Origin of the sequence: Bradyrhizobium genosp. L (assembly GCF_015624485.1) — a bacterium.
Classification (GTDB): Bacteria; Pseudomonadota; Alphaproteobacteria; order Rhizobiales; family Xanthobacteraceae; genus Bradyrhizobium.
On the sequence record NZ_CP061378.1, the window covers coordinates 229,189 to 247,131 of the forward strand.

Sequence of the window (17,943 nt, forward strand, 5' to 3'; positions counted from 1 at the left end):
AATCACCATAGATAGGGCGAGGTTAAGACGCGATTAACCATCGAGGGTGGGGCGGCTCGGCGGACGCCAGGAGGCTATTTTACCGGCCACGACGTGGATCGCGGTCACCGCCGCGCCGCAATGTTCCCGATCTTGATCCCGAAAACCATTGCAACCGGGTGGAGACATCAATGACTGCGATCGGTCGGCCGTTTTGGGCGATGCTTGTGGTGCTGCCATTGCTGGCCGCGTGCTCGCCTGCGCCGAACAATGCGGTTCAAGGCAATTCCGTTCAGTACGATCTGCCGATGATGGCGTCGGCAAGGCAGGCCGATGCGTCGCCGCGGCAGTTGACGGCGATCACGCATCGCTACACGCTCCGGGTCCCCAGCGCTGACCTCGAAGCGATCCAGCAGAAGCATTTGGCTGAATGCGCCAAGTTCGGCTGCACGATCCTCAGCACATCGATCGACCGCGCCAACGAAGGCCGGATCAGCGCCCGCACGTCGCTGCGCATCAAGCCGGAAGCCTTTGAGGCCCTTGCCGCCGTGCTCGCCGCACCGCCCGCGCGCGTCATCATGCATGCGCAATCGGCGGAAGACCTGACGATGCCCATCGTCGATACCGAACGGCGGCTCGAGACCAAAACCATGTTACGCGACCGCCTCACGGCGATGCTGCGCGACCAGACCACCAAGACGGCGGCCGACCTCATCACGATCGAGAAGGAGTTGGCGCAGGCGCAAAGCGACATAGAGGCCATCACGGCCCAGCGCGACGCCATACGTACCCGCACCGATACGATACGGGTCGAAATTTCCTATTTCGGTGTCACCGGGCTGGTCGGCGGCGCCGACCTGTCGCCGATCACCCAGGCGTTCAGCACCATCAGCCAGACAGCGGCGAACTCCGCCGCCTGGCTGATTTCGTTCCTCGCGGCCGCGGTGCCCTGGCTACCGGTGATCGCGCTGGTCTGGTGGCTTGCACGCCGCGGCCTGCGGCGGTGGAGGTCGCGCGCGGCGCCGTAGCCTGGCCATGACGACCTCAATGCGCCGGCAGCTTCTCGAACGACGGCTTGCCGTCGGGCAGATGATGGAAGGTCTGCTTGTCGCAGGTGTAGATCGTCAGCTGCGGGGTGAACACACTGGGGTCGTCGAAGGTGCCGACCTTCAGGATGGTGGCGGGCAGGCCCGGCACCTTGGTCACCAGATGCGTGCCGCATTCCGGGCAGAACTCGCGGGTGACGGCGCGCTCGAGATCGGTGCGGGCGAACTGCTTCGGCTCGCTTGCGGTGTATCTGAAGCCCGCGACCGGCATCGCCATGAACAGGTTCGGTCCGCCGCCGGTGATGTACTGGCATTCGCGGCACAGGCACTGCGCCGCCATCATCGGTTCGCCCTCGGCCTGGTAGCGCACCTTGCCGCAATAGCATCCGCCTTCGACCTTCATGACGTCCTCCCGGTTTTGTTGATTTGGCTGTCGTTCTACGATGGCAGGCCTTTCCGATATTATTTTCTCAAGCGGAGAAAAAAGAAAGGGGCTCCAACTTGCGCTGGAGCCCCTCAACGGTCCGGGCATTGCCGGGTATGTGCCCGGGCCGTAGTTCTGGACCTGGCGCCGGAGGGCGCCAAGTCCCGGGAGAACTCACATGTTGTAGGCGCGCTCGGTATGCTCGGTGATGTCGAGGCCTTCACGCTCGGTCTCGACATTGGCGCGCAGGCCGACGATCACGTCGACGATCTTGTAGAGGATCGCCGAACCGATGCCGGACCACACCAGCGTGGTGCAGACGCCCCAGCACTGCGAGATCATCTGCGCCGCGAAGTCGTAGTCGGCGACCTTCGGCGGGATCGCAGTGTAGTCGATGATGCCCGCACCGCCGAGTGCCGGGTTGACCAGGATGCCGGTGCCGAGCGCGCCGATGATGCCGCCGACGCAGTGGACGCCGAACACGTCGAGCGAGTCGTCATAGCCGAGCGCGTTCTTCACGACGGTGCAGAAGAACAGGCAGACCACGCCGACCACGAGGCCGAGCACGATGGCGCCCATCGGACCGGAGTATCCGGCCGCCGGCGTCACCGCGACGAGGCCCGCGACCGCACCCGAGAGCGCGCCGAGCAGCGAGGGATGGCCCTTGATGATCCACTCCGCGAACATCCAGGCCAGCGCCGCCGCGGCGGTCGCCACGAAGGAGTTGGTCATGGCGAGCGCGGCGCCGCCATTGGCTTCGAGGTTGGAGCCGGCGTTGAAGCCGAACCAGCCGACCCAGAGCAGCGAGGCGCCGATCATGGTCATGGTCAGCGAGTGCGGAGCCATCAGCTCCTTGCCGTAGCCGGTGCGCTTGCCGATCAGGAGCGCGCCGACCAGGCCGGCGATGCCGGCGTTGATGTGCACGACGGTGCCGCCGGCGAAGTCGATGGCGCCCTTCTTGAAGATCCAGCCGGCGTCGGCGTTGATCTCGTCGAGCTTGGCCTGCGCCGCGGTCTTGGCCGCGCCGTCAGCCGCAGCGGCGAGCGCCTTGGCGGCATCCTGGATCGCGTCCGGGCCCGGCCAGTACCAGACCATGTGCGCGATCGGGAAGTAGATCAGCGTGACCCAGAGCGGGATGAACAGCGCGATCGCCGCGAACTTCATGCGCTCGGCAAAGGCGCCGACGATCAGGGCGGGGGTGATCGCCGCGAAGGTCATCTGGAAGCACATATAGACCAGCTCGGAGATGTTGGCGTCGACCGAGAAGGTCGCCGCCTTCGAGTCCGTCGTGATGCCCATCAGGAAGGCCTTGGAGAAGCCGCCGATGAAGTCGGAGCCGCCGGTGAAGGCGAGGCTGTAGCCGTAGAGGGCCCACAGCACGGTGACCATGCAGACGGTGTAGAACACCTGCGCCAGCACCGAGAGCATGTTCTTGGAACGGACCAGGCCGCCATAGAACAGCGCGAGGCCGGGGATCGTCATCAGCAGAACCAGCACCGTCGAGGTCAGCATCCAGGCGTTGTCGCCCTTGTTGACGGTAGGTTCGGCGTAGGCTGCGTTCGCGGCGAACATGCCGATTGCGAGGGCCGCCAGTCCCGCGCCGTAGGGACGCTTGAACGTCATGTTATTTTACTCCTGAGGTCTCTTTAGGTTTGAGCGCGAAATCAGAGGGCCGCGGCATCCGCCTCGCCGGTGCGGATGCGCACCGCATGCTCGAGGCTGATGACGAAGATCTTGCCGTCACCGATCTGTCCGGTCTTGGCGGCTGAGGTGATGGCGTCGATGGTCTTGTCGACCTGGTCGGAGGCGACTGCGACCTCGATCTTGATCTTGGGCAGGAAGCTCACGGCATATTCGGCGCCGCGATAGATTTCGGTGTGGCCCTTCTGACGGCCGTAGCCTTTGACTTCCGTCACCGTGAGACCGTGAACGCCAATGGCGGTCAGGGCGTCACGGACCTCTTCGAGCTTGAATGGCTTAATGATCGCCATAACAATTTTCATGAGTCCTATCCCCGCTTGGGCCCGGCGCGAACGTGACACCGGGAGATTGCGACTGAGAACCACCACGCGGAGAACTTCCACTACGCGGGCACAGCCGGGACCCTTAGAATCAAATGCCGTGCCAGACGGCCGGATTTCGCTAATGGATTATGAATCCGGACCTTTTCCCGCTTTGCGGGAGGAGGCTGCCGCTGCGCTATTCCGTCGCGCCTAAATTTTGATCAGGTCTGTTCAAAACGAGAGCACGTCAGGCTCCGGACACAATGGTGCCCAGAGCAGCGGCAGGTTTACGGTAACGCGGTAGTCTCACTGCGGAGTTCCGGCATTGCGCTTTCGCGCGCAATGACGGTGCTTACTGCAGCGCCTCGCCGTGCTGCGAGATGTCGAGGCCCTCGAGTTCCTGCTGCAACGAAACCCGCAGCGGCACGAAGACGCTGACCAGCTTGAGCAGCACGAAGGTCACGCCGCCGCACCAGACCAGCGTGACGGCGACGCCGTAGAACTGGATCAGAAGCTGCTTCGGGTTGCCTTCGAGCAGGCCCGAGGTGCCGCCGATCGCGGCGGCCGCAAAAATGCCGGCGAGCAGCGTGCCGGTCATGCCGCCGATGCCGTGCACGCCGAACACGTCGAGCGAGTCGTCATATTTGAAGCGATGCTTCAGCCAGGTGCAGGCCCAGTAGCAGACCAGGCCGGCGATGATGCCGATGATGACGCCGTGCCACGGCGCGACATAGCCGGATGCCGGCGTGATGGTGCCGAGGCCGGCGACCGCGCCCGAGATCATGCCGAGCACCGACGGCTTGCGGCGCTTGGCCCATTCGATCGCGCCCCAGGTCAGCGCACCCGCGCATGCGGCCAGATGGGTGGCGATGATCGCCATCACCGCACGCGAATTGGCTGCCAGCGCCGAGCCGCCGTTGAAGCCGAACCAGCCGACCCACAGCAGCCCGGTGCCGACCACGGCGAGCGACAGGTCGAACGGCGACAGGTTGTCGCTGCCATAGCCGTGGCGATTGCCCATCACCTTGGCGGCGACCAGGCCGCTGACGCCGGCAGAGAGATGCACGACGAGGCCGCCGGCGAAATCCAGCACGCCGAGCTGGCCGAGGAAGCCGCCGCCCCAAACCCAATGCGCCAACGGCACATAGCCGAACACGAACCAGCCGATCGAGAACAAGAGATAGGCGGAGAACCGCATGCGGTCGGCGACCGAGCCCGCCACCAGCGCCACCGTGATGATCGCGAACGTCATCTGGTACAGCATGAACAGCGCTTCGGGGATGGTCTTGGCGAGCGGGTTGACGCTGTCCGTCGTCATGCCCGCCAGGAACCAGCGGTCGAACCCGCCGAGCCAGGGACCGTCGCCGACGAAGCTCAGCGAATAGCCGAAGGTGACCCAGAGGATCGAGATGATGGCGACCGCGGAGAGGCTCTGCGCCATCGTCGCCAGCACGTTCTTCTTGCGCACCATGCCGGAGTAGAACAGCGCCAGCCCGGGGATCGTCATCATCAGCACCAGCGCGGTGGCGACGATCATCCAGGCGGTGTCGGCGGTGTTGATGCTACCCGAGTCCTGCGCGAAAGCCGGCTGACCCAGCGCGAACAGCATTGCAGCAGTGATCGGCGCAGCCAATAGCGCTGCGCGAAGAGCTCGTGCCCCCATCGTCATTCCCCGGCGTGTTGTCGTGTGGGTCGCGCCCGGCCTCGTTGCCGGCGGCGATTCGCGAATTGAAGTGTTCAGAGCGCGTCGCGGTCGGTCTCGCCGGTGCGGATGCGCAAGGCGTGGTCGATCGGCGTAACGAAGATCTTGCCGTCGCCGATCTGGCCGGTGCGCGCGTGCTGGGTGATGACCGCGACCGCCCGGTCGGCGACGTCGGAATCGACGGCGATCTCGATCCGCAGCTTCGGCAGGAAGTTCACGACATATTCGGCGCCGCGATAGATCTCGGTGTGGCCCTTCTGGCGGCCATAGCCCTTGACCTCGGTCACCGTCATGCCGTGGACGCCGATCGCGGTCAGCGCCTGGCGCACCTCATCGAGCTTGAACGGTTTGATGATCGCGACGACGAGTTTCATGGTTCAGGCCTTCATTTCCTTGAGGTATTTCCGCGTGCGCCCGCGTCACGAGCAGGCTGGCTGCCGCCCCGCAGCCGCCATTCCGCGTTCGCTAAATCTGGCATCTTTCTGGGCAAATGGCACAAAAAAGTTGCAGGTTGAAGCGGAAAACATGCGCAGCGGGTGAGCCCCCTCCCTATACGGAACGAAAAGCCTCGGCCAGAATGCGGTTTTCCCACCCGGCCAGCGGCCCCGCTGGCTCGTTTTCGCCACCGTCCGCGTGGCGCGCGTGCCCAGAGGAAACAAAAATGTCGAACCGAAACTGGTTTTATGCATCCGAAGGCCAGCAGAAGGGGCCCCTGCCGGAGGGCCAACTCCGCGACCTGATCGCTCGCGGCATGGTGCGATCAGACACGCTGGTGTGGACCGAGGGCATGGCGGGCTGGCAGAAGGCCGGCGAGATTCCCGGCCTCGTCCCCAGCGCAGGCGCGCCGCCGGTTTTTCCGCCGCAGGCCGCAGGCGGGCCGCCACAGGTAGTGGCCTCCGGAAGCTATAGCGGCGGGCCGCTGTCGATCGATTTCGGTATCTGGGACTTCACCTGGCGCAGCATCGTGTTTGCGATCGCGAGCTGCTTCGTCATTCCGCTGCCTTGGATGCTGGTCTGGTATCTCAAATGGCTGATCCCGCACGTGCGCGTGCCCGGGCGGCCGAACCTCAGCTTCGAGGGCACCGCGATGACGGTCGTGCCTTGGTTCTTCGGCGCGATCGTGCTGTTCGTCGTAGTGCGGCTGCTCGATATCCAGGTGCTCAACATCCTGGTCTTCCTGGCCGAGATCGCGCTGTACTGGCTGTTCTTCAAATGGGTGATCGCGAACCTCGCGTCTAACGGGCAGCCGCTCGGCTTGAGTTTCGTCGGCACGCCGTGGGCGCTGCTGGGCTGGACCCTGTTGTCCGTCGTCTCATTCATCACGATCATCGGCTGGGCGTGGGTCTACGCCGCCGCGACCCGATGGTTCTGCCGCAACATCGAGGGCACGCGGCATGAGGTGATCTTTAACGGCAGCGGATTGGAGCTGCTTTGGCGTGCGATCGTCGCCGCGATCGCCGCCGCCTTCATCATCCCGATCCCGTGGGTCTATCGCTGGCTGTGGCAGTGGTTTGCGTCGCAGACCGTGCTGGTCGAGCGCGGTTCGCAGCCGGGCGTGTAAGCCCTATGTCTTGCGCTCGCGCACCGAGCCCTCTTGCGCGACCGAGGCCACCAGTGTGCCGTCGGGCTTGAAGATCAGGCCGCGGGTCAGGCCGCGGCCTGACTGCGCGCTCGGCGAATCCTGCGCGTAGAGCAGCCATTCGTCGGCGCGGAACGGGCGGTGAAACCACATCGCGTGGTCGAGGCTCGCCGGCATCATGCGCTTGTCGAACAGCGTGCGGCCGTAGCGCGCCATCACGGCATCGAGCAGCGAGAAGTCGGACGCATAGGCCAGCGCGCACATGTGCAGGGCCGGATCGTCGGGCAGTTTTGCGGCGGTGCGGATCCAGACATGGATGCGACCGTCCTCGATCTGTTGGCCGAAATAGCGGCCGAGCTCGACCGGGCGCAGCTCGATCGGCCGGTCGCTCTCGTAGTAGCGGCGGATGAACTCCGGCATCTCCTTGAACATCGGTTGCTTCGACACTTCCTCGGCCGTGAGCTTCTCCGGCGGCGGCACGTCGGGCATCTTGTCCTGATGGTCGAACGCGCCCTGCTCCTCGGCGTGGAACGAGACCATGATCGAGAAGATCGCGTTGCCGTGCTGGATCGCGGTGACGCGGCGGGTCGAGTAGCTCTTGCCGTCGCGCAGCCGCTCGACCTGGTAGATGATCGGGACCTGGGGATCGCCGGGCAGGATGAAATAGCAATGCAGCGAATGCGGCAGCCGGCCCTCGACGGTGCGGCACGCCGCCACCATCGCCTGCCCGATCACCTGGCCGCCGAACACCCGTTGCCAGCTCGTCTTCGGGCTGTTGCCGCGGAACAAATTCACCTCGAGCTGCTCGAGATCGAGGATGGACAGCAGGTCGATCAGGCTTTTGGACATGGAAACGCTTTCTTTCGTCATTCCGGGGCGCGCGAAGCGCGAGCCCGGAATCCATCTATCCACGGAACATGCGGCCTGATGGATTCCGGGCTCACGCTGCGCGTGCCCCGGAATGACGATCGGGCTTGTTTCCCACCCTGTTTCGCCCAGCTATTATCAGGTAGCAAGCACAGTCTGAGAGCGTCACGGACTAAGGAAACGGCATGCCGGCACAGCGAAGTATTGTGATCTGCGGAGGCGCGTTTGCCGGGCTCGCGCTGGCGGTGGCGCTGCGCCAGGGGCTCGGGCCCGATATCGGCGTGATCGTGGCCGATCCGGCGCTGAGCCTGCGCCCGAGCCGCGATCCACGCGCCACCGCGATCGTCGCCGCCTGCCGGCGGCTGTTCGAGACCCTCGGGGTCTGGGGACAGGTGGCGCCATCAGCGCAGCCGATCACGGACATGGTGGTGACCGACTCCAAGCTGGAGGACGCCACGCGCCCGGTGTTCCTGACCTTCGCCGGCAATGTCGAGCCCGGCGAGCCGTTCGCGCATATGGTCGAGAACCGCTATCTGATCGATGCGCTGGCAACGCGAGCCGAAGCCGAAGGCGTCGAGTTGCGCGCCACCGCGGTGTCGAGCTTCGATGCGCGTCCCGACGGTGTCAGCGTGACCCTGGCCGACGGCAGCGTAATCGATGCGAGCCTGTTGGTCGCCGCCGACGGCGCGCGTTCGAAACTGCGCGAGCGCGCCGGCATTGCGACCCACGGCTGGGACTATGACCAATCCGGCATCGTGGTCACCGTCGGCCATGAGCGCGCGCACAACGGCCGCGCCGAGGAACACTTTTTGCCCGCGGGCCCGTTCGCGATCCTGCCGCTGACCGGCAATCGCTCCTCGCTGGTGTGGACCGAGACACGCAAGGATGCCGCGCGCATCACGGCGCTCGGCGACGACGAATTCCATGCCGAGCTCGAGCAGCGCTTCGGCCTGCATCTCGGCGAGATCAAGCCGCTCGACAAGCCGCGCGCGTTCCCGCTCGGCTATTTCGTGGCGCGCTCCTTCGTCGCCGAACGGCTGGCGCTGATCGGCGACGCCGCGCATGTGATCCATCCGATCGCAGGGCAGGGGCTCAATATGGGCCTGAAGGATGTCGCGGCGCTTGCCGAGGTCGTGGTCGACGCGGCGCGGCTCGGCATGGATCTCGGCCAGTCCGACGTGCTCGAGCGCTACCAGCGCTGGCGGCGCTTCGACACGATGGCGATGGGCGTGGCGACCAATTCGCTGAACTTCCTGTTCTCCAATGAATCGACGCTGCTGCGCACCGTGCGCGACATCGGCCTCGGCCTCGTCGACCGCACCCCGCCGCTGAAGGAGATGTTCATCCGCCAGGCCGCGGGGCTGTCGGGCGAGGTGCCGCGGCTGTTGAAGGGCGAGGCTTTATAGGATTTCGTCGTCTTGCATCCGGGCTACGGCGCTCCGATAAAACCCGCCACGGCGTCGATCATATCCGGATCCAGCGGCCGCTCCGGCTGATTGTAGCTCGCCTTGTCGTCCGCCTCGTCGGTCACGTCGACCAGCACGTGATTCATCTCCGGCAGCCACAGTGACTTGGCCGCGATGTCGGCGGCGGTCAGCGCGAGGAAATCGAGCCGCGCCAGTTGACGGTCGCGGCCGCCGGCGACGACCAGCACCGGCCCCGTGATGGTCTTCAGGGGATCGACCGGATCCTCGGTGAAGGCCGAGGCGATGCCGGGCTGCATCGCGGGCGCGATCGCAAGGCCCGCCGGCGGCGGGTCGACGATCTGCCCGGCCATGATGGCATCGATCGCCTTGCCGATCGGTTCGAACTTGTCGGAAGGCAGCTGCTTCTCGAGCTGCGCCTTCACCAGATCGCCCTGCTTGCGCGCCGCGGTCGCCAGCAGCACCAGCCGGTCGACCGGGGCGCGCTGCGCGGCGAGGATCGCAACCAGCCCGCCCTCGCTGTGCCCGACCAGCGCGAGCCGGGAGAATTTGCCGCTGCCGCGCAGATATTCGACCAGTGCAGCCGCGTCGTCGACGAAGTCCTTGAAGCGGAAATCCTCCGGACGGCCGAATTCCTTCTTCCAGCCGCCGGCGCCGCGCTTGTCGTAGCGCAGCGTCGCGATGCCGCGGCCGACCAGTTGCTCGGACAGTTTTTTCAGCGTCGCGGGCTTGAGCTGCGGGCCGTTGCCGTCATGGTCGGTCGACCCGGAGCCCGCGATCAGGAGCGCCACCGGCGGCTTTGCGACGTCGGGCGGGACCGTCAGCACCGCGTCGATCGGCCCGATGCGCACATGGTTCTCGTCGGCCGCCGCGCCCGTCAGCGAGGCGAGCAGCAGCAGCCATGCGACGAGCGCTCGGATCATGCCCTAGTCGATCTTTCTTGCCTCTTCCGGCAGCATGATCGGAATGCCGTCGCGGATCGGATAAGCGAGCTTGGCGGAGCGCGAGATCAACTCCTGCTTGGCCGCGTCGAACTCCAGCGGCCCCTTGGTGATCGGGCACACCAAAATCTCCAGCAGTTTTGGATCGGTGGTGCTTTCGAGATGGTCGGGCGTGGCATTCATCTGATGTCTCCGGCTCGCTCGTTCTCGTGTAGCACACTGCGAGGCGCGCCGTCAGTGCTTCACCATCCGCAACAATTCGTCGAGCGCGGCCTGCTGACGCGGCTTTGGCAGGGCCTGATCCGACAATGCGAAGCCGATGAACGCCCAATAGAGGATTTGCGCGCGGCCGCGCGCTACGTCTGCGCCAAATCCGGCGTGCCGGAGCAAGGTCTCGATATAGCCCAGCCGGCGCTGGTCGACCGCATGCACGGCGGCGCGCGCGGTGGGGTCGACGATGGCCCAGCTGCGCACCGCGCGTTCCAGCGCCAGCCGCGTCGAGAAGGCGCGGCGCAGCAGCAGTGCCAGCGCGTCCTCGCCCGACGGGATGGTCTCGAGCTGTGCGATCACCTGCTCGGCCATGACCTCGCGCCAATGCGCCAGGATCGCGTCGCGGTAGGCGGCGATGTCGGCGAAGTGCCAGTAGAAGCTGCCGCGCGAAACCCCCATCGCCTTGGCCAGCGGCTCGGCCTTCAGCGCCGTGAAGCCGTCTCGCGCCAGCGTCTTCAGGCCCTGGTCAAGCCAATCCTTTGCCGAGAGCTGTTCGGTCATGGTTCCCTGTTCCGCAGCCGCCACCATACACAAGTGTATTGACAGGCGCCAGCGGGTGGTGCCACAACCATACAGCACTGTATGGAGGTCGCGATGCATGATCTACTGCTGCAAGTTGCCGGAACCATCGCCATTGGCATCAGCCTGGCGCATGGCGTTCTCGGCGAGACCAAGGTGTTCGCGCGCGCCACGGTCGAGCCACCCCGGCTGCGCCTGCTGCTCCGCCTGGTCTGGCAGGCCGGCACTATCGCCTGGATCGCCGGCGGCGTGCTGCTGCTTGCAGCGCCCGCGATGGCGTCGGATCCGGCGCGGCACTGGATCGTGGCGACGTTCGCCGTCGTGTTCGGCTGCGCCGCGATCGCGAATGCCATCGCGACGCGCGGTCCCCATCTCGGCTGGATCGGCATGAGCGCCGTCGTTGCGCTCGCACTCGCCGGCTATTAGAGCGTTTTCGAGCGAAGTGGATACCGGTTCGCATGAAGAACGCGTCAAAACAAAAAGCTAGAGCTTCGGTTCTGATTCAATCAGAACCGAAAATGCTCTAGCGCTGCGGAGCATGCCATGGACGGCCGCATCTCTCTTCGCATCGCCAACGGCGTTGCCGATGTCAGGTTGAACCGCCCGGACAAGCTGAATGCCCTCGATCCGGCGATGTTCGCGGCGATCGCCGACGCCGGCGCGCGGCTGCGTGACGATCTCAGGGTCCGCGCGGTGGTGCTGTCCGGCGAGGGCAAGGCGTTCTGCGCCGGGCTCGACATGGACCGCATGGTCGCGACGACCGAAGGCGAATCGATCCTGCCGTTCGCCGATCTCGGCCAGCGGACCCACGGGATCGCCAACTTCGCGCAGCACCTGGTGTGGCTGTGGCGCGAGCTTCCCATGCCGGTCATTGCGGCGGTACATGGTGCGGCCATCGGCGGCGGCTTTCAGCTCGCGCTCGGCGCTGACCTGCGCTATGTCGCGCCCGGCACGCGGCTTGCGATCATCGAAGCCAAATGGGGCCTGGTGCCCGACATGGCCGGCACGCAACTGATGCGGCATCTCGCCCGCGAAGATGTCATCCGTGAGCTGACCTACACCGCCCGCATCTTCTCCGCCGAGGAGGCGCTCGCCTACGGCTTCGTGAGCCGGATCGTCGCCGATCCGCGCGAAGCGGCGCTCGCGACGGCGCGGAATATCACCGACCGCAGCCCGGATGCGATCCGTGCCGCCAAGCGGCTGCTCAATCTCGCGGTCGACTGCGACGCCGCGACCGGGCTCGCGGCCGAGACCGCCGCGCAGAAAGCCCTGCTCGGCACCCCCAATCACATCGAGGCGGTCAGGGCCAATCTCGAAAACCGCACACCGCAATGGAGCAGCACATGACGACGAGCCCGGGATTCGATCTGCCGCGTCTCGTCGCGACCAACGCCTCGGCGGCCTTCAACCGCCTCGCCGGCTTCGAAGTGGTCGCCGCGGGCGATGGCGCGGTCGAGGTGCATATGCGCTGGAATGGTGACTTCACCCAATATGCCGGCCATCTGCACGCCGGCGTAATCGCGGCCCTGCTCGACACCGCCTGCGGCTTTGCCGCGGCAAATGTCGTCGGCAATGTCGTCGCGTCACACTTCTCGATGAATTGCCTGAGGCCGGCGGTTGGTCGCCGCTTCATCGTCAAGGGCACCACGGTGCGGGCAGGCCGCAAGCAGGCGTTTGCCCGCGCCGAGCTGTTTGCCGAGAACGAAGCGGGCGAGGCCGTGCTGGTCGCAACCGGCGAAACGGTGCTGGTTCCACTCGGCGCTTGATCGGGCCGTTGCGGCACCCGGGGTGCGACATTTCCAAATTCTATGGGGTCATCAATTTCGCTGCGGATTCGGCTTACGCGCGGATAACCAACGTCAGCGAAACTTGCGGAAATTCATCGAGAAGAAAATCCAGTCGGCCTATTGATCGGAAAGAACAATCGTGGGCCGACGCAATGTTCCGTATTCTTACGTGCATTTCCGGTGAGCATGACTGGCGGCTGGTTCTGCTCGCCGGCCTGGTTTGCTTCGTCGCAAGCGTTGCTGCCGTCAATATCTTTCACCGCGCGACCGCCGTGCAGGCGCGAACGCGCCTGATCTGGATCGCGATCGCAGGCGCCGCGATCGGCTACGGCATCTGGGCGACCCATTTCATCGCCATGCTGGCCTATGAGCCGGGAGTCCCGACCGGGTACGGCATCATGCTGACCGGCCTGTCGCTCGCTGCGGCGATGACGCTGACATCCGCCGGCCTCGGCTTCGCCGCCGGCGAAGCCGGCCGCTGGCGCGCGCCGGTCGGCGGCGCGGTGATCGGGGCCGGCATCGCCAGCATGCATTATCTCGGCATGTGGGCACTCGAAGTGCCGGGCCGCGTGGCGTGGTCGATTGATCTGGTCTGCATCTCCATCGTGCTGGGCATGCTGTTCGGCTATGCCGCGCTTGCGGTCGCGGTCCGCTACCAGGATCGCTGGAGATCCGCGCTGGCCGCGTTGTTGCTGACGGTCGCGATCGTCTCGCATCACTTCACGGCGATGGGCGCGGTTCAGATCGTGCCGGATCCGTTGCTGGCGCCCGACGCGCTGTCGCTCTCGCCGGGGTTTCTCTCGGTCGTGATCGCCGGTGTCGCGCTGTCGGTACTCGGGATGAGCCTCGTCGGTGTGCTGGCGGATCGCCGTCTGGCGCTGCGCACGCTTCGCTTCGAGGAGATCATCAGCCAGCTCTCGTTGGCGCGCCAGCAGGTCGAGGCGTCGCAGAACGAGTTGCAGCAACAGAAGCTTCGGCTCGACACCGCCATCAACCATATGGGCGAAGGCCTCTGCATGTTCGATGCGGAAAAGCGGCTCGTCGTGTGCAACGATCGCTATGCTCGGATGTACCGGCTGCCGCCCGAGCTGCTAGTGCCCGGCACGCCGCATGGCGACATCATCCGGCATCGGATCGCGAACGGCATCCTCAAGGGCGACACCAGCAACACGGCCGCGACGCAGCTGCTGGCGACGCTGAACGCGCTGCCCGCCGCCGAGATCTCCAGCCGGGTCGACGAGCTTGCCGATGCCCGGCTGATCTGCGTCACCCGGCAGCCAATGGGTGACGGCGGCTGGGTGGCGACGCACCGCGATGTCACCGAGCAACGGCGCTCCGAGGCCAAGATCACCCACATGGCGCAGCACGACGCGCTGACCGATCTGCCGAACCGCGTGCTGCTCAGGGAGCGGATGGAGCAGGCGCTGTCCGCCATGCGGCGCGGCGGCCCGAGCCTTGCGGTGCTGATGCTCGACCTCGATCGGTTCAAGGAGGTCAACGACACGCTCGGCCACCCGGCCGGTGACGCGCTGCTGCAGGCGGTGGCGGCGCGGCTGCGCCGCTGCGTCAGCGAGACCACGCTGATCGCGCGTCTCGGCGGCGACGAGTTCGCGGTGATCGACTACGTCACCGATCCGGTCGCCGACGCAGGCGCGCTGGCCGAGCGGATCAGAAAGGCGCTCGGCGAGCCGGTCGACCTCGGCCATCATCGCCTGGCTACCGCGACCAGCATCGGCATTGCGATCGCGCCGCGCGACGGCGCCAATTCGGACGACATCCTGCGCAGCGCCGATCTGGCGCTCTACTCGGCCAAGAGCAGCGGGCGCGGCGCCTATCGCTTCTTCGAGCCGGAGCTCGATCGGCTGCTGCAGGCCCGGCGCAGCCTCGAGCGGGATATGCGTGGCGCGCTCGCCAATGGCGAGTTCGAGCTGCATTATCAGCCGTTCATCAACGTCGCGAGCGGCGAGACCTGCGGTTTCGAGGCGCTGCTGCGCTGGCATCATCCGGAACGCGGCGCCGTGTCGCCGGCGACGTTCATCCCGCTCGCGGAAGAGACCGGCCTGATCGTGCCGCTCGGCGAATGGGTGTTGCAAACCGCCTGCGCCGAAGCGGCCAAATGGCCCGACGACCTCAAGATCGCGGTCAACCTGTCGCCCGCCCAGTTCAGGAGCTCGGAACTGGTCCCGGTCATCATGCGCGCGCTGGCAAGCGCGGGAGTTGCTCCGCAGCGGCTCGAACTCGAGGTCACCGAGACCGCGATCATTCATGACAGCGAGGCGGTGTTCGAAGCCCTTGGTCGGTTGCACGAGCTCGGGGTGCGCATCGCGCTCGACGATTTCGGCACCGGCTATTCGTCGCTGAGCTTCCTGCAGAAGTTTCCGTTCGACAAGGTCAAGATCGACCGCAGCTTCGTGTCCGAACTGTCCGGGGCGACCGACGAGGCACGCAGGATTGCGCGTGCGGTGGTCCGGTTTGCCGTCAGCCTCGGCAAGACGACGACCGCCGAAGGCGTCGAGACCAGCGAGCAACTCGATATCCTGCGCGCCGACGCCTGCGTCGAGGTGCAGGGCTTCCATTTCAGCCCGGCAGTTCAAGGAGCGAAGGTCGCCCAGATGATCGGTGCGCGCGCCCCGGCAGCGCCGGCACAACGTCCGGCCGCGCGCCGCGCGCATGCAGGCGCGGCTTCCCACCCGCGCGCCGCGGTGGCGAATCGCGTCTCGTGAGGCGTAAGGCCGCAGCGAGCGCTAAAATGCAAATTGCGCACGGAGACTCAAGCAGTTTTCGTGATCGCTAGAATATCTCTAAGCCACGCAACGCATTGCGCCGGCTTGACTTCGCGATCACCTCCGCGTCCTTCGCTGGTGCGTTTTGCGCATGATCGAAACGGAGGGGAGATGCGCGTGAAGATCATCAAGTCTGCAATGCTTGCGTTGGCCATGCTGGGCCTTGCGGGCTCGGCCGCGCTTGCCGACGGCTACAAGACCTGCACCAAGCTCGACAAGGCGTCGTGGAAGCCGGCGACCGATGCCGAAGCCAAGGCGAAGGCTGATGGCTACGAGGTGCGCCGCTCCAAGGTCGAGGGCACCTGCTACGAGGTCTACGGCGTCAAGGACGGCAAGACCTACGAGCTGTTCTACAGCCCAGAAGATCTCAGCCTGAAGCACACCATCGCGAAGTGACGCCCGCGCGTGACGGCAGCGGCGCGGACAGCCTGCAGGTCTGGGACCTGCCGCTGCGGCTCTGGCACTGGGCGCTCGCCGTCCTGGTCTTGATCGCCTGGGTTACGCCCAGCACGCACGACCGGCTGCACCGGCTCGCCGGGTATGCCGTGATCGGACTGCTGGCGTTTCGGCTGATCTGGGGCTTTGCCGGCACGCGTTATTCACGCTTCGGCAGGATCGGCGTGCGCTTGCGCACAGCGCCGCGCTATATCCTTAATCTCCGCCGCGGCATCACCGGACGCTATATCGGGCTCAATCCGGCCGGCACCGCGATGATGGTCGCGCTGCTGCTGTCACTTTCGGTCTCGGCGATATCAGGCGCACTGTCGGTCACGGTGACGTTCTTCGGCGCCTGGTGGGTCGAGGACACCCATGCCTATGCATCGGACGCGGTCATCGCCCTCGTCGTGCTGCATGTGCTCGGCGTCGTCGCGATGGCAATGCTGCAGCGGCAGAATCTGGTGCGCGCGATGCTCACCGGGCGCAAGCAGCGACGTCATCGCTGAGCGCTATTGCACCGGCGGATCGCCGCTGGTGCGCTTCTTGGCGAGATCCATCTCGGTGATCGCGATCAGGATTTCGGCGCGGGTCTTGAGGTCCGGCGCCTCCAGCATCGCCTGCTTCTCGGCGGCGCCGTAGGGCGACATCATCGCCAGCGCGTTGACCAGCGCCTCGTTGGGCGCGGCCTCGATGCCGTCCCAGTCGACCTTCAGCTTGTTGGCTTCGAGGAAATCGGCGAGCACCTCGAGCAGCGCCTTGCGGTCGACCGCATCCTCGCCCTTGCGCGCGGTGAAATCGTCGCCGAAGGAGAAGAAGTCGACCTTGCACTGCCGGTACGCCGTCTGCACGGTCAATTCCTCGACCACCTTGAAGCGCGAGACGCCGGTGAGCTCGAGGATGTAACGGCCGTCGCCGGATTCGGCGAGCTGGGTGATGCGGCCGACGCAGCCGATCCGGAACAGCACTGGCACAGCCTCGTTCGGCGAATGCGTCACGTCGGGCTGGATCATGCCGATCAGGCGATGGCCGTCGCGCAATGCGTCGTCGATCATCGCGAGATAGCGCGGCTCGAAGATGTTGAGCGGCATCTGGCCGCGCGGCAGCAACAGCGCGCCGGGCAGCGGAAACACCGGGATCACCTCCGGCAGCTCGCCGGGCCCGCGATATTCGGCATTGATCGGCATCTGCGGTCCCGCTGCTGCGTCGGGCGTATTTTACGAGAACAGTATCGTCGACAACCGCTTGCGCCCCTCGACGGTTGCCTCATCGGTGCCGCCCCACGCCTCGAACAACTGCACCAGCTGCTTGCGCGCGCCGTCGTCGTTCCATTTGCGGTCGCGCTTGACGATGGCGAGCAGCTGCTCGGTCGCCTCGGCGCGCTTGCCCATCGCATTGAGCGCGGTCGCGAGATCGAATCGGGCCTGATGATCGAGCGGGTTTGCGGCGACTTTCTGTTCCAGCTCGCCGACCGGACCGACCGCCTCGGCCTGCTCGGCGAGATCGATCGCGGCCTGCACCGCCTTCACCGCGGCGTCGTTGCGTTTGGATTCCGGCACCATCTCCAGCGTCTGCTTGGCCTGCTCGACCGCGCCCGTCGTGACGTAGCATTTCGCAAGGCCGGCAAGTGCTGCGATGTTGGTCGCGTCATGCGCCAGCACCTCGGCGTAGATCTGCGCAGCAGTGGCGGCGTCGCCCTCGGCGAGCACGGCATCGGCCTCGGCCAGGATCTCGGCGAGGTTGGGCTCGCCGGCGGCCGGCACGCCCTTGGTGATCTTCTCGATGAAGGCGTTGACCTGGCTCTCCGGCACCGCGCCCATGAAGCCGTCGGCGGGCTGGCCGTTGACGAAGGCGATCACGGCCGGGATCGACTGGATGCCCATCTGGCCCGGGATCTGCGGGTGCTCGTCGATGTTCATCTTGACCAGCTTGACCCGGCCCTTGGCGTTGCGCACCGCCTTTTCCAGCATCGGCGTCAGCTGACGGCAGGGACCGCACCAAGGCGCCCAGAAGTCGATCATCACCGGCTGGCGGCGCGATTCCTCGATGACGTCCTTGACGAAGGTCTGGGTCGTCGTCTCCTTGATCAGATCGGGCGCTGGCTGCGGGGTCTCCGCGCCGCCCTGCTCGATTATCGTCACGTTGTCCCTCGCCTGGTCGTCTGAGGTCGAAAATCCCGGTGCG

20 protein-coding genes are annotated in these 17,943 nt (G+C 65.8%); 9 read left to right on the plus strand and 11 right to left on the minus strand.

Translation table 11 applies throughout. The annotated features are described in order from the left end of the window. The first annotated feature begins 170 nt into the window (after positions 1-170). The gene (locus tag IC762_RS01070; protein ID WP_195786823.1) at positions 171-1,007 is read left to right on the plus strand and encodes a DUF4349 domain-containing protein; all 837 of its coding nucleotides are present in this window, start codon (positions 171-173) and stop codon (positions 1,005-1,007) included. Positions 1,008-1,023: 16 nt separating this feature from the next. Here the strand turns inward: IC762_RS01070 and IC762_RS01075 are convergent, their stop codons facing one another. The 5 genes from IC762_RS01075 to IC762_RS01095 all read right to left on the minus strand — a co-directional run bounded on the left by IC762_RS01075 (position 1,024) and on the right by IC762_RS01095 (position 5,528). Then, positions 1,024-1,428, minus strand: a complete 405-nt coding sequence (locus tag IC762_RS01075) for a GFA family protein (protein ID WP_195786824.1) — start codon at positions 1,426-1,428, stop codon at positions 1,024-1,026. 195 nt (positions 1,429-1,623) lie between these two features. Next, the gene (locus tag IC762_RS01080) at positions 1,624-3,072 is read right to left on the minus strand and encodes an ammonium transporter (RefSeq protein ID WP_195786825.1); all 1,449 of its coding nucleotides are present in this window, start codon (positions 3,070-3,072) and stop codon (positions 1,624-1,626) included. Positions 3,073-3,113: 41 nt separating this feature from the next. Further along, positions 3,114-3,452 carry a P-II family nitrogen regulator gene (locus tag IC762_RS01085; protein WP_029080945.1) on the minus strand — a complete coding sequence of 113 codons (339 nt, stop codon included), beginning with the start codon at positions 3,450-3,452 and terminating at the stop codon, positions 3,114-3,116. Positions 3,453-3,804: 352 nt separating this feature from the next. After that, positions 3,805-5,115 (minus strand): ammonium transporter, encoded by a 1,311-nt coding sequence (locus IC762_RS01090; RefSeq protein WP_195786826.1) that lies wholly within the window; start codon positions 5,113-5,115, stop codon positions 3,805-3,807. 74 nt (positions 5,116-5,189) lie between these two features. Further along, positions 5,190-5,528: a P-II family nitrogen regulator gene (locus tag IC762_RS01095; protein ID WP_195786827.1), complete on the minus strand. Its 339-nt coding sequence runs from the start codon at positions 5,526-5,528 to the stop codon at positions 5,190-5,192. Positions 5,529-5,815: 287 nt separating this feature from the next. On the opposite strand from IC762_RS01095, the gene IC762_RS01100 reads away from it, so the two are divergent. Continuing rightward, positions 5,816-6,715 carry a GYF domain-containing protein gene (locus IC762_RS01100; protein WP_195786828.1) on the plus strand — a complete coding sequence of 300 codons (900 nt, stop codon included), beginning with the start codon at positions 5,816-5,818 and terminating at the stop codon, positions 6,713-6,715. 3 nt (positions 6,716-6,718) lie between these two features. Here the strand turns inward: IC762_RS01100 and tesB are convergent, their stop codons facing one another. Continuing rightward, complete coding sequence (gene tesB / locus IC762_RS01105) at positions 6,719-7,582, minus strand: acyl-CoA thioesterase II (protein WP_195786829.1); 864 nt, start codon at positions 7,580-7,582, stop codon at positions 6,719-6,721. 203 nt (positions 7,583-7,785) lie between these two features. Between tesB and IC762_RS01110 the strand changes: the two genes are divergently transcribed. Next, positions 7,786-9,006 carry a ubiquinone biosynthesis hydroxylase gene (locus IC762_RS01110; RefSeq protein ID WP_195786830.1) on the plus strand — a complete coding sequence of 407 codons (1,221 nt, stop codon included), beginning with the start codon at positions 7,786-7,788 and terminating at the stop codon, positions 9,004-9,006. A gap of 23 nt (positions 9,007-9,029) precedes the next feature. Here the strand turns inward: IC762_RS01110 and IC762_RS01115 are convergent, their stop codons facing one another. Genes IC762_RS01115 through IC762_RS01125 form a run of 3 tightly spaced genes read right to left on the minus strand, consistent with a single transcriptional unit; the run spans position 9,030 to position 10,736 of the window. Then, entirely contained in the window at positions 9,030-9,947 is a 918-nt protein-coding gene (locus IC762_RS01115; RefSeq protein ID WP_195786831.1) for an alpha/beta hydrolase family protein, read from the minus strand. Positions 9,948-9,950: 3 nt separating this feature from the next. After that, complete coding sequence (locus IC762_RS01120) at positions 9,951-10,148, minus strand: Trm112 family protein (RefSeq protein ID WP_195786832.1); 198 nt, start codon at positions 10,146-10,148, stop codon at positions 9,951-9,953. Positions 10,149-10,199: 51 nt separating this feature from the next. Further along, a complete protein-coding gene (locus tag IC762_RS01125) occupies positions 10,200-10,736 on the minus strand; it encodes a TetR/AcrR family transcriptional regulator (protein ID WP_195786833.1) in 537 nt (178 codons plus the stop codon). A 93-nt stretch (positions 10,737-10,829) separates the two neighbouring features. Here IC762_RS01125 and IC762_RS01130 point away from each other — a divergent pair, with 93 nt between their 5' ends. The 6 genes from IC762_RS01130 (at position 10,830) to IC762_RS01155 (ending at position 16,268) form a co-directional block, all read left to right on the plus strand. Next, the gene (locus IC762_RS01130; protein WP_195786834.1) at positions 10,830-11,180 is read left to right on the plus strand and encodes a hypothetical protein; all 351 of its coding nucleotides are present in this window, start codon (positions 10,830-10,832) and stop codon (positions 11,178-11,180) included. A gap of 117 nt (positions 11,181-11,297) precedes the next feature. After that, the gene (locus tag IC762_RS01135; RefSeq protein ID WP_195786835.1) at positions 11,298-12,101 is read left to right on the plus strand and encodes a crotonase/enoyl-CoA hydratase family protein; all 804 of its coding nucleotides are present in this window, start codon (positions 11,298-11,300) and stop codon (positions 12,099-12,101) included. Further along, a complete protein-coding gene (locus IC762_RS01140) occupies positions 12,098-12,520 on the plus strand; it encodes a PaaI family thioesterase (RefSeq protein WP_195786836.1) in 423 nt (140 codons plus the stop codon). Before IC762_RS01135 ends, IC762_RS01140 begins: the two co-directional genes overlap by 4 nt. A 173-nt stretch (positions 12,521-12,693) precedes the next feature. After that, positions 12,694-15,264, plus strand: a complete 2,571-nt coding sequence (locus IC762_RS01145; protein WP_195786837.1) for a bifunctional diguanylate cyclase/phosphodiesterase — start codon at positions 12,694-12,696, stop codon at positions 15,262-15,264. A gap of 198 nt (positions 15,265-15,462) precedes the next feature. Further along, positions 15,463-15,720 carry a PepSY domain-containing protein gene (locus IC762_RS01150; RefSeq protein ID WP_433995934.1) on the plus strand — a complete coding sequence of 86 codons (258 nt, stop codon included), beginning with the start codon at positions 15,463-15,465 and terminating at the stop codon, positions 15,718-15,720. Beyond that, on the plus strand, positions 15,717-16,268 hold the full coding sequence (locus tag IC762_RS01155) for a cytochrome b/b6 domain-containing protein (RefSeq protein WP_195786839.1): 552 nt from the start codon (positions 15,717-15,719) through the stop codon (positions 16,266-16,268). The genes IC762_RS01150 and IC762_RS01155 overlap by 4 nt, the downstream gene beginning before the upstream one ends. Positions 16,269-16,271: 3 nt before the next feature. Here IC762_RS01155 and IC762_RS01160 read toward each other — a convergent pair whose 3' ends face one another. Together IC762_RS01160 and trxA are read right to left on the minus strand one after the other, a co-directional pair. Beyond that, positions 16,272-16,946 (minus strand): LON peptidase substrate-binding domain-containing protein, encoded by a 675-nt coding sequence (locus IC762_RS01160; protein ID WP_195786840.1) that lies wholly within the window; start codon positions 16,944-16,946, stop codon positions 16,272-16,274. A 30-nt stretch (positions 16,947-16,976) separates the two neighbouring features. Next, positions 16,977-17,900 (minus strand): thioredoxin, encoded by a 924-nt coding sequence (gene trxA, locus IC762_RS01165; protein WP_195786841.1) that lies wholly within the window; start codon positions 17,898-17,900, stop codon positions 16,977-16,979. Positions 17,901-17,943: the final 43 nt, after the last annotated feature.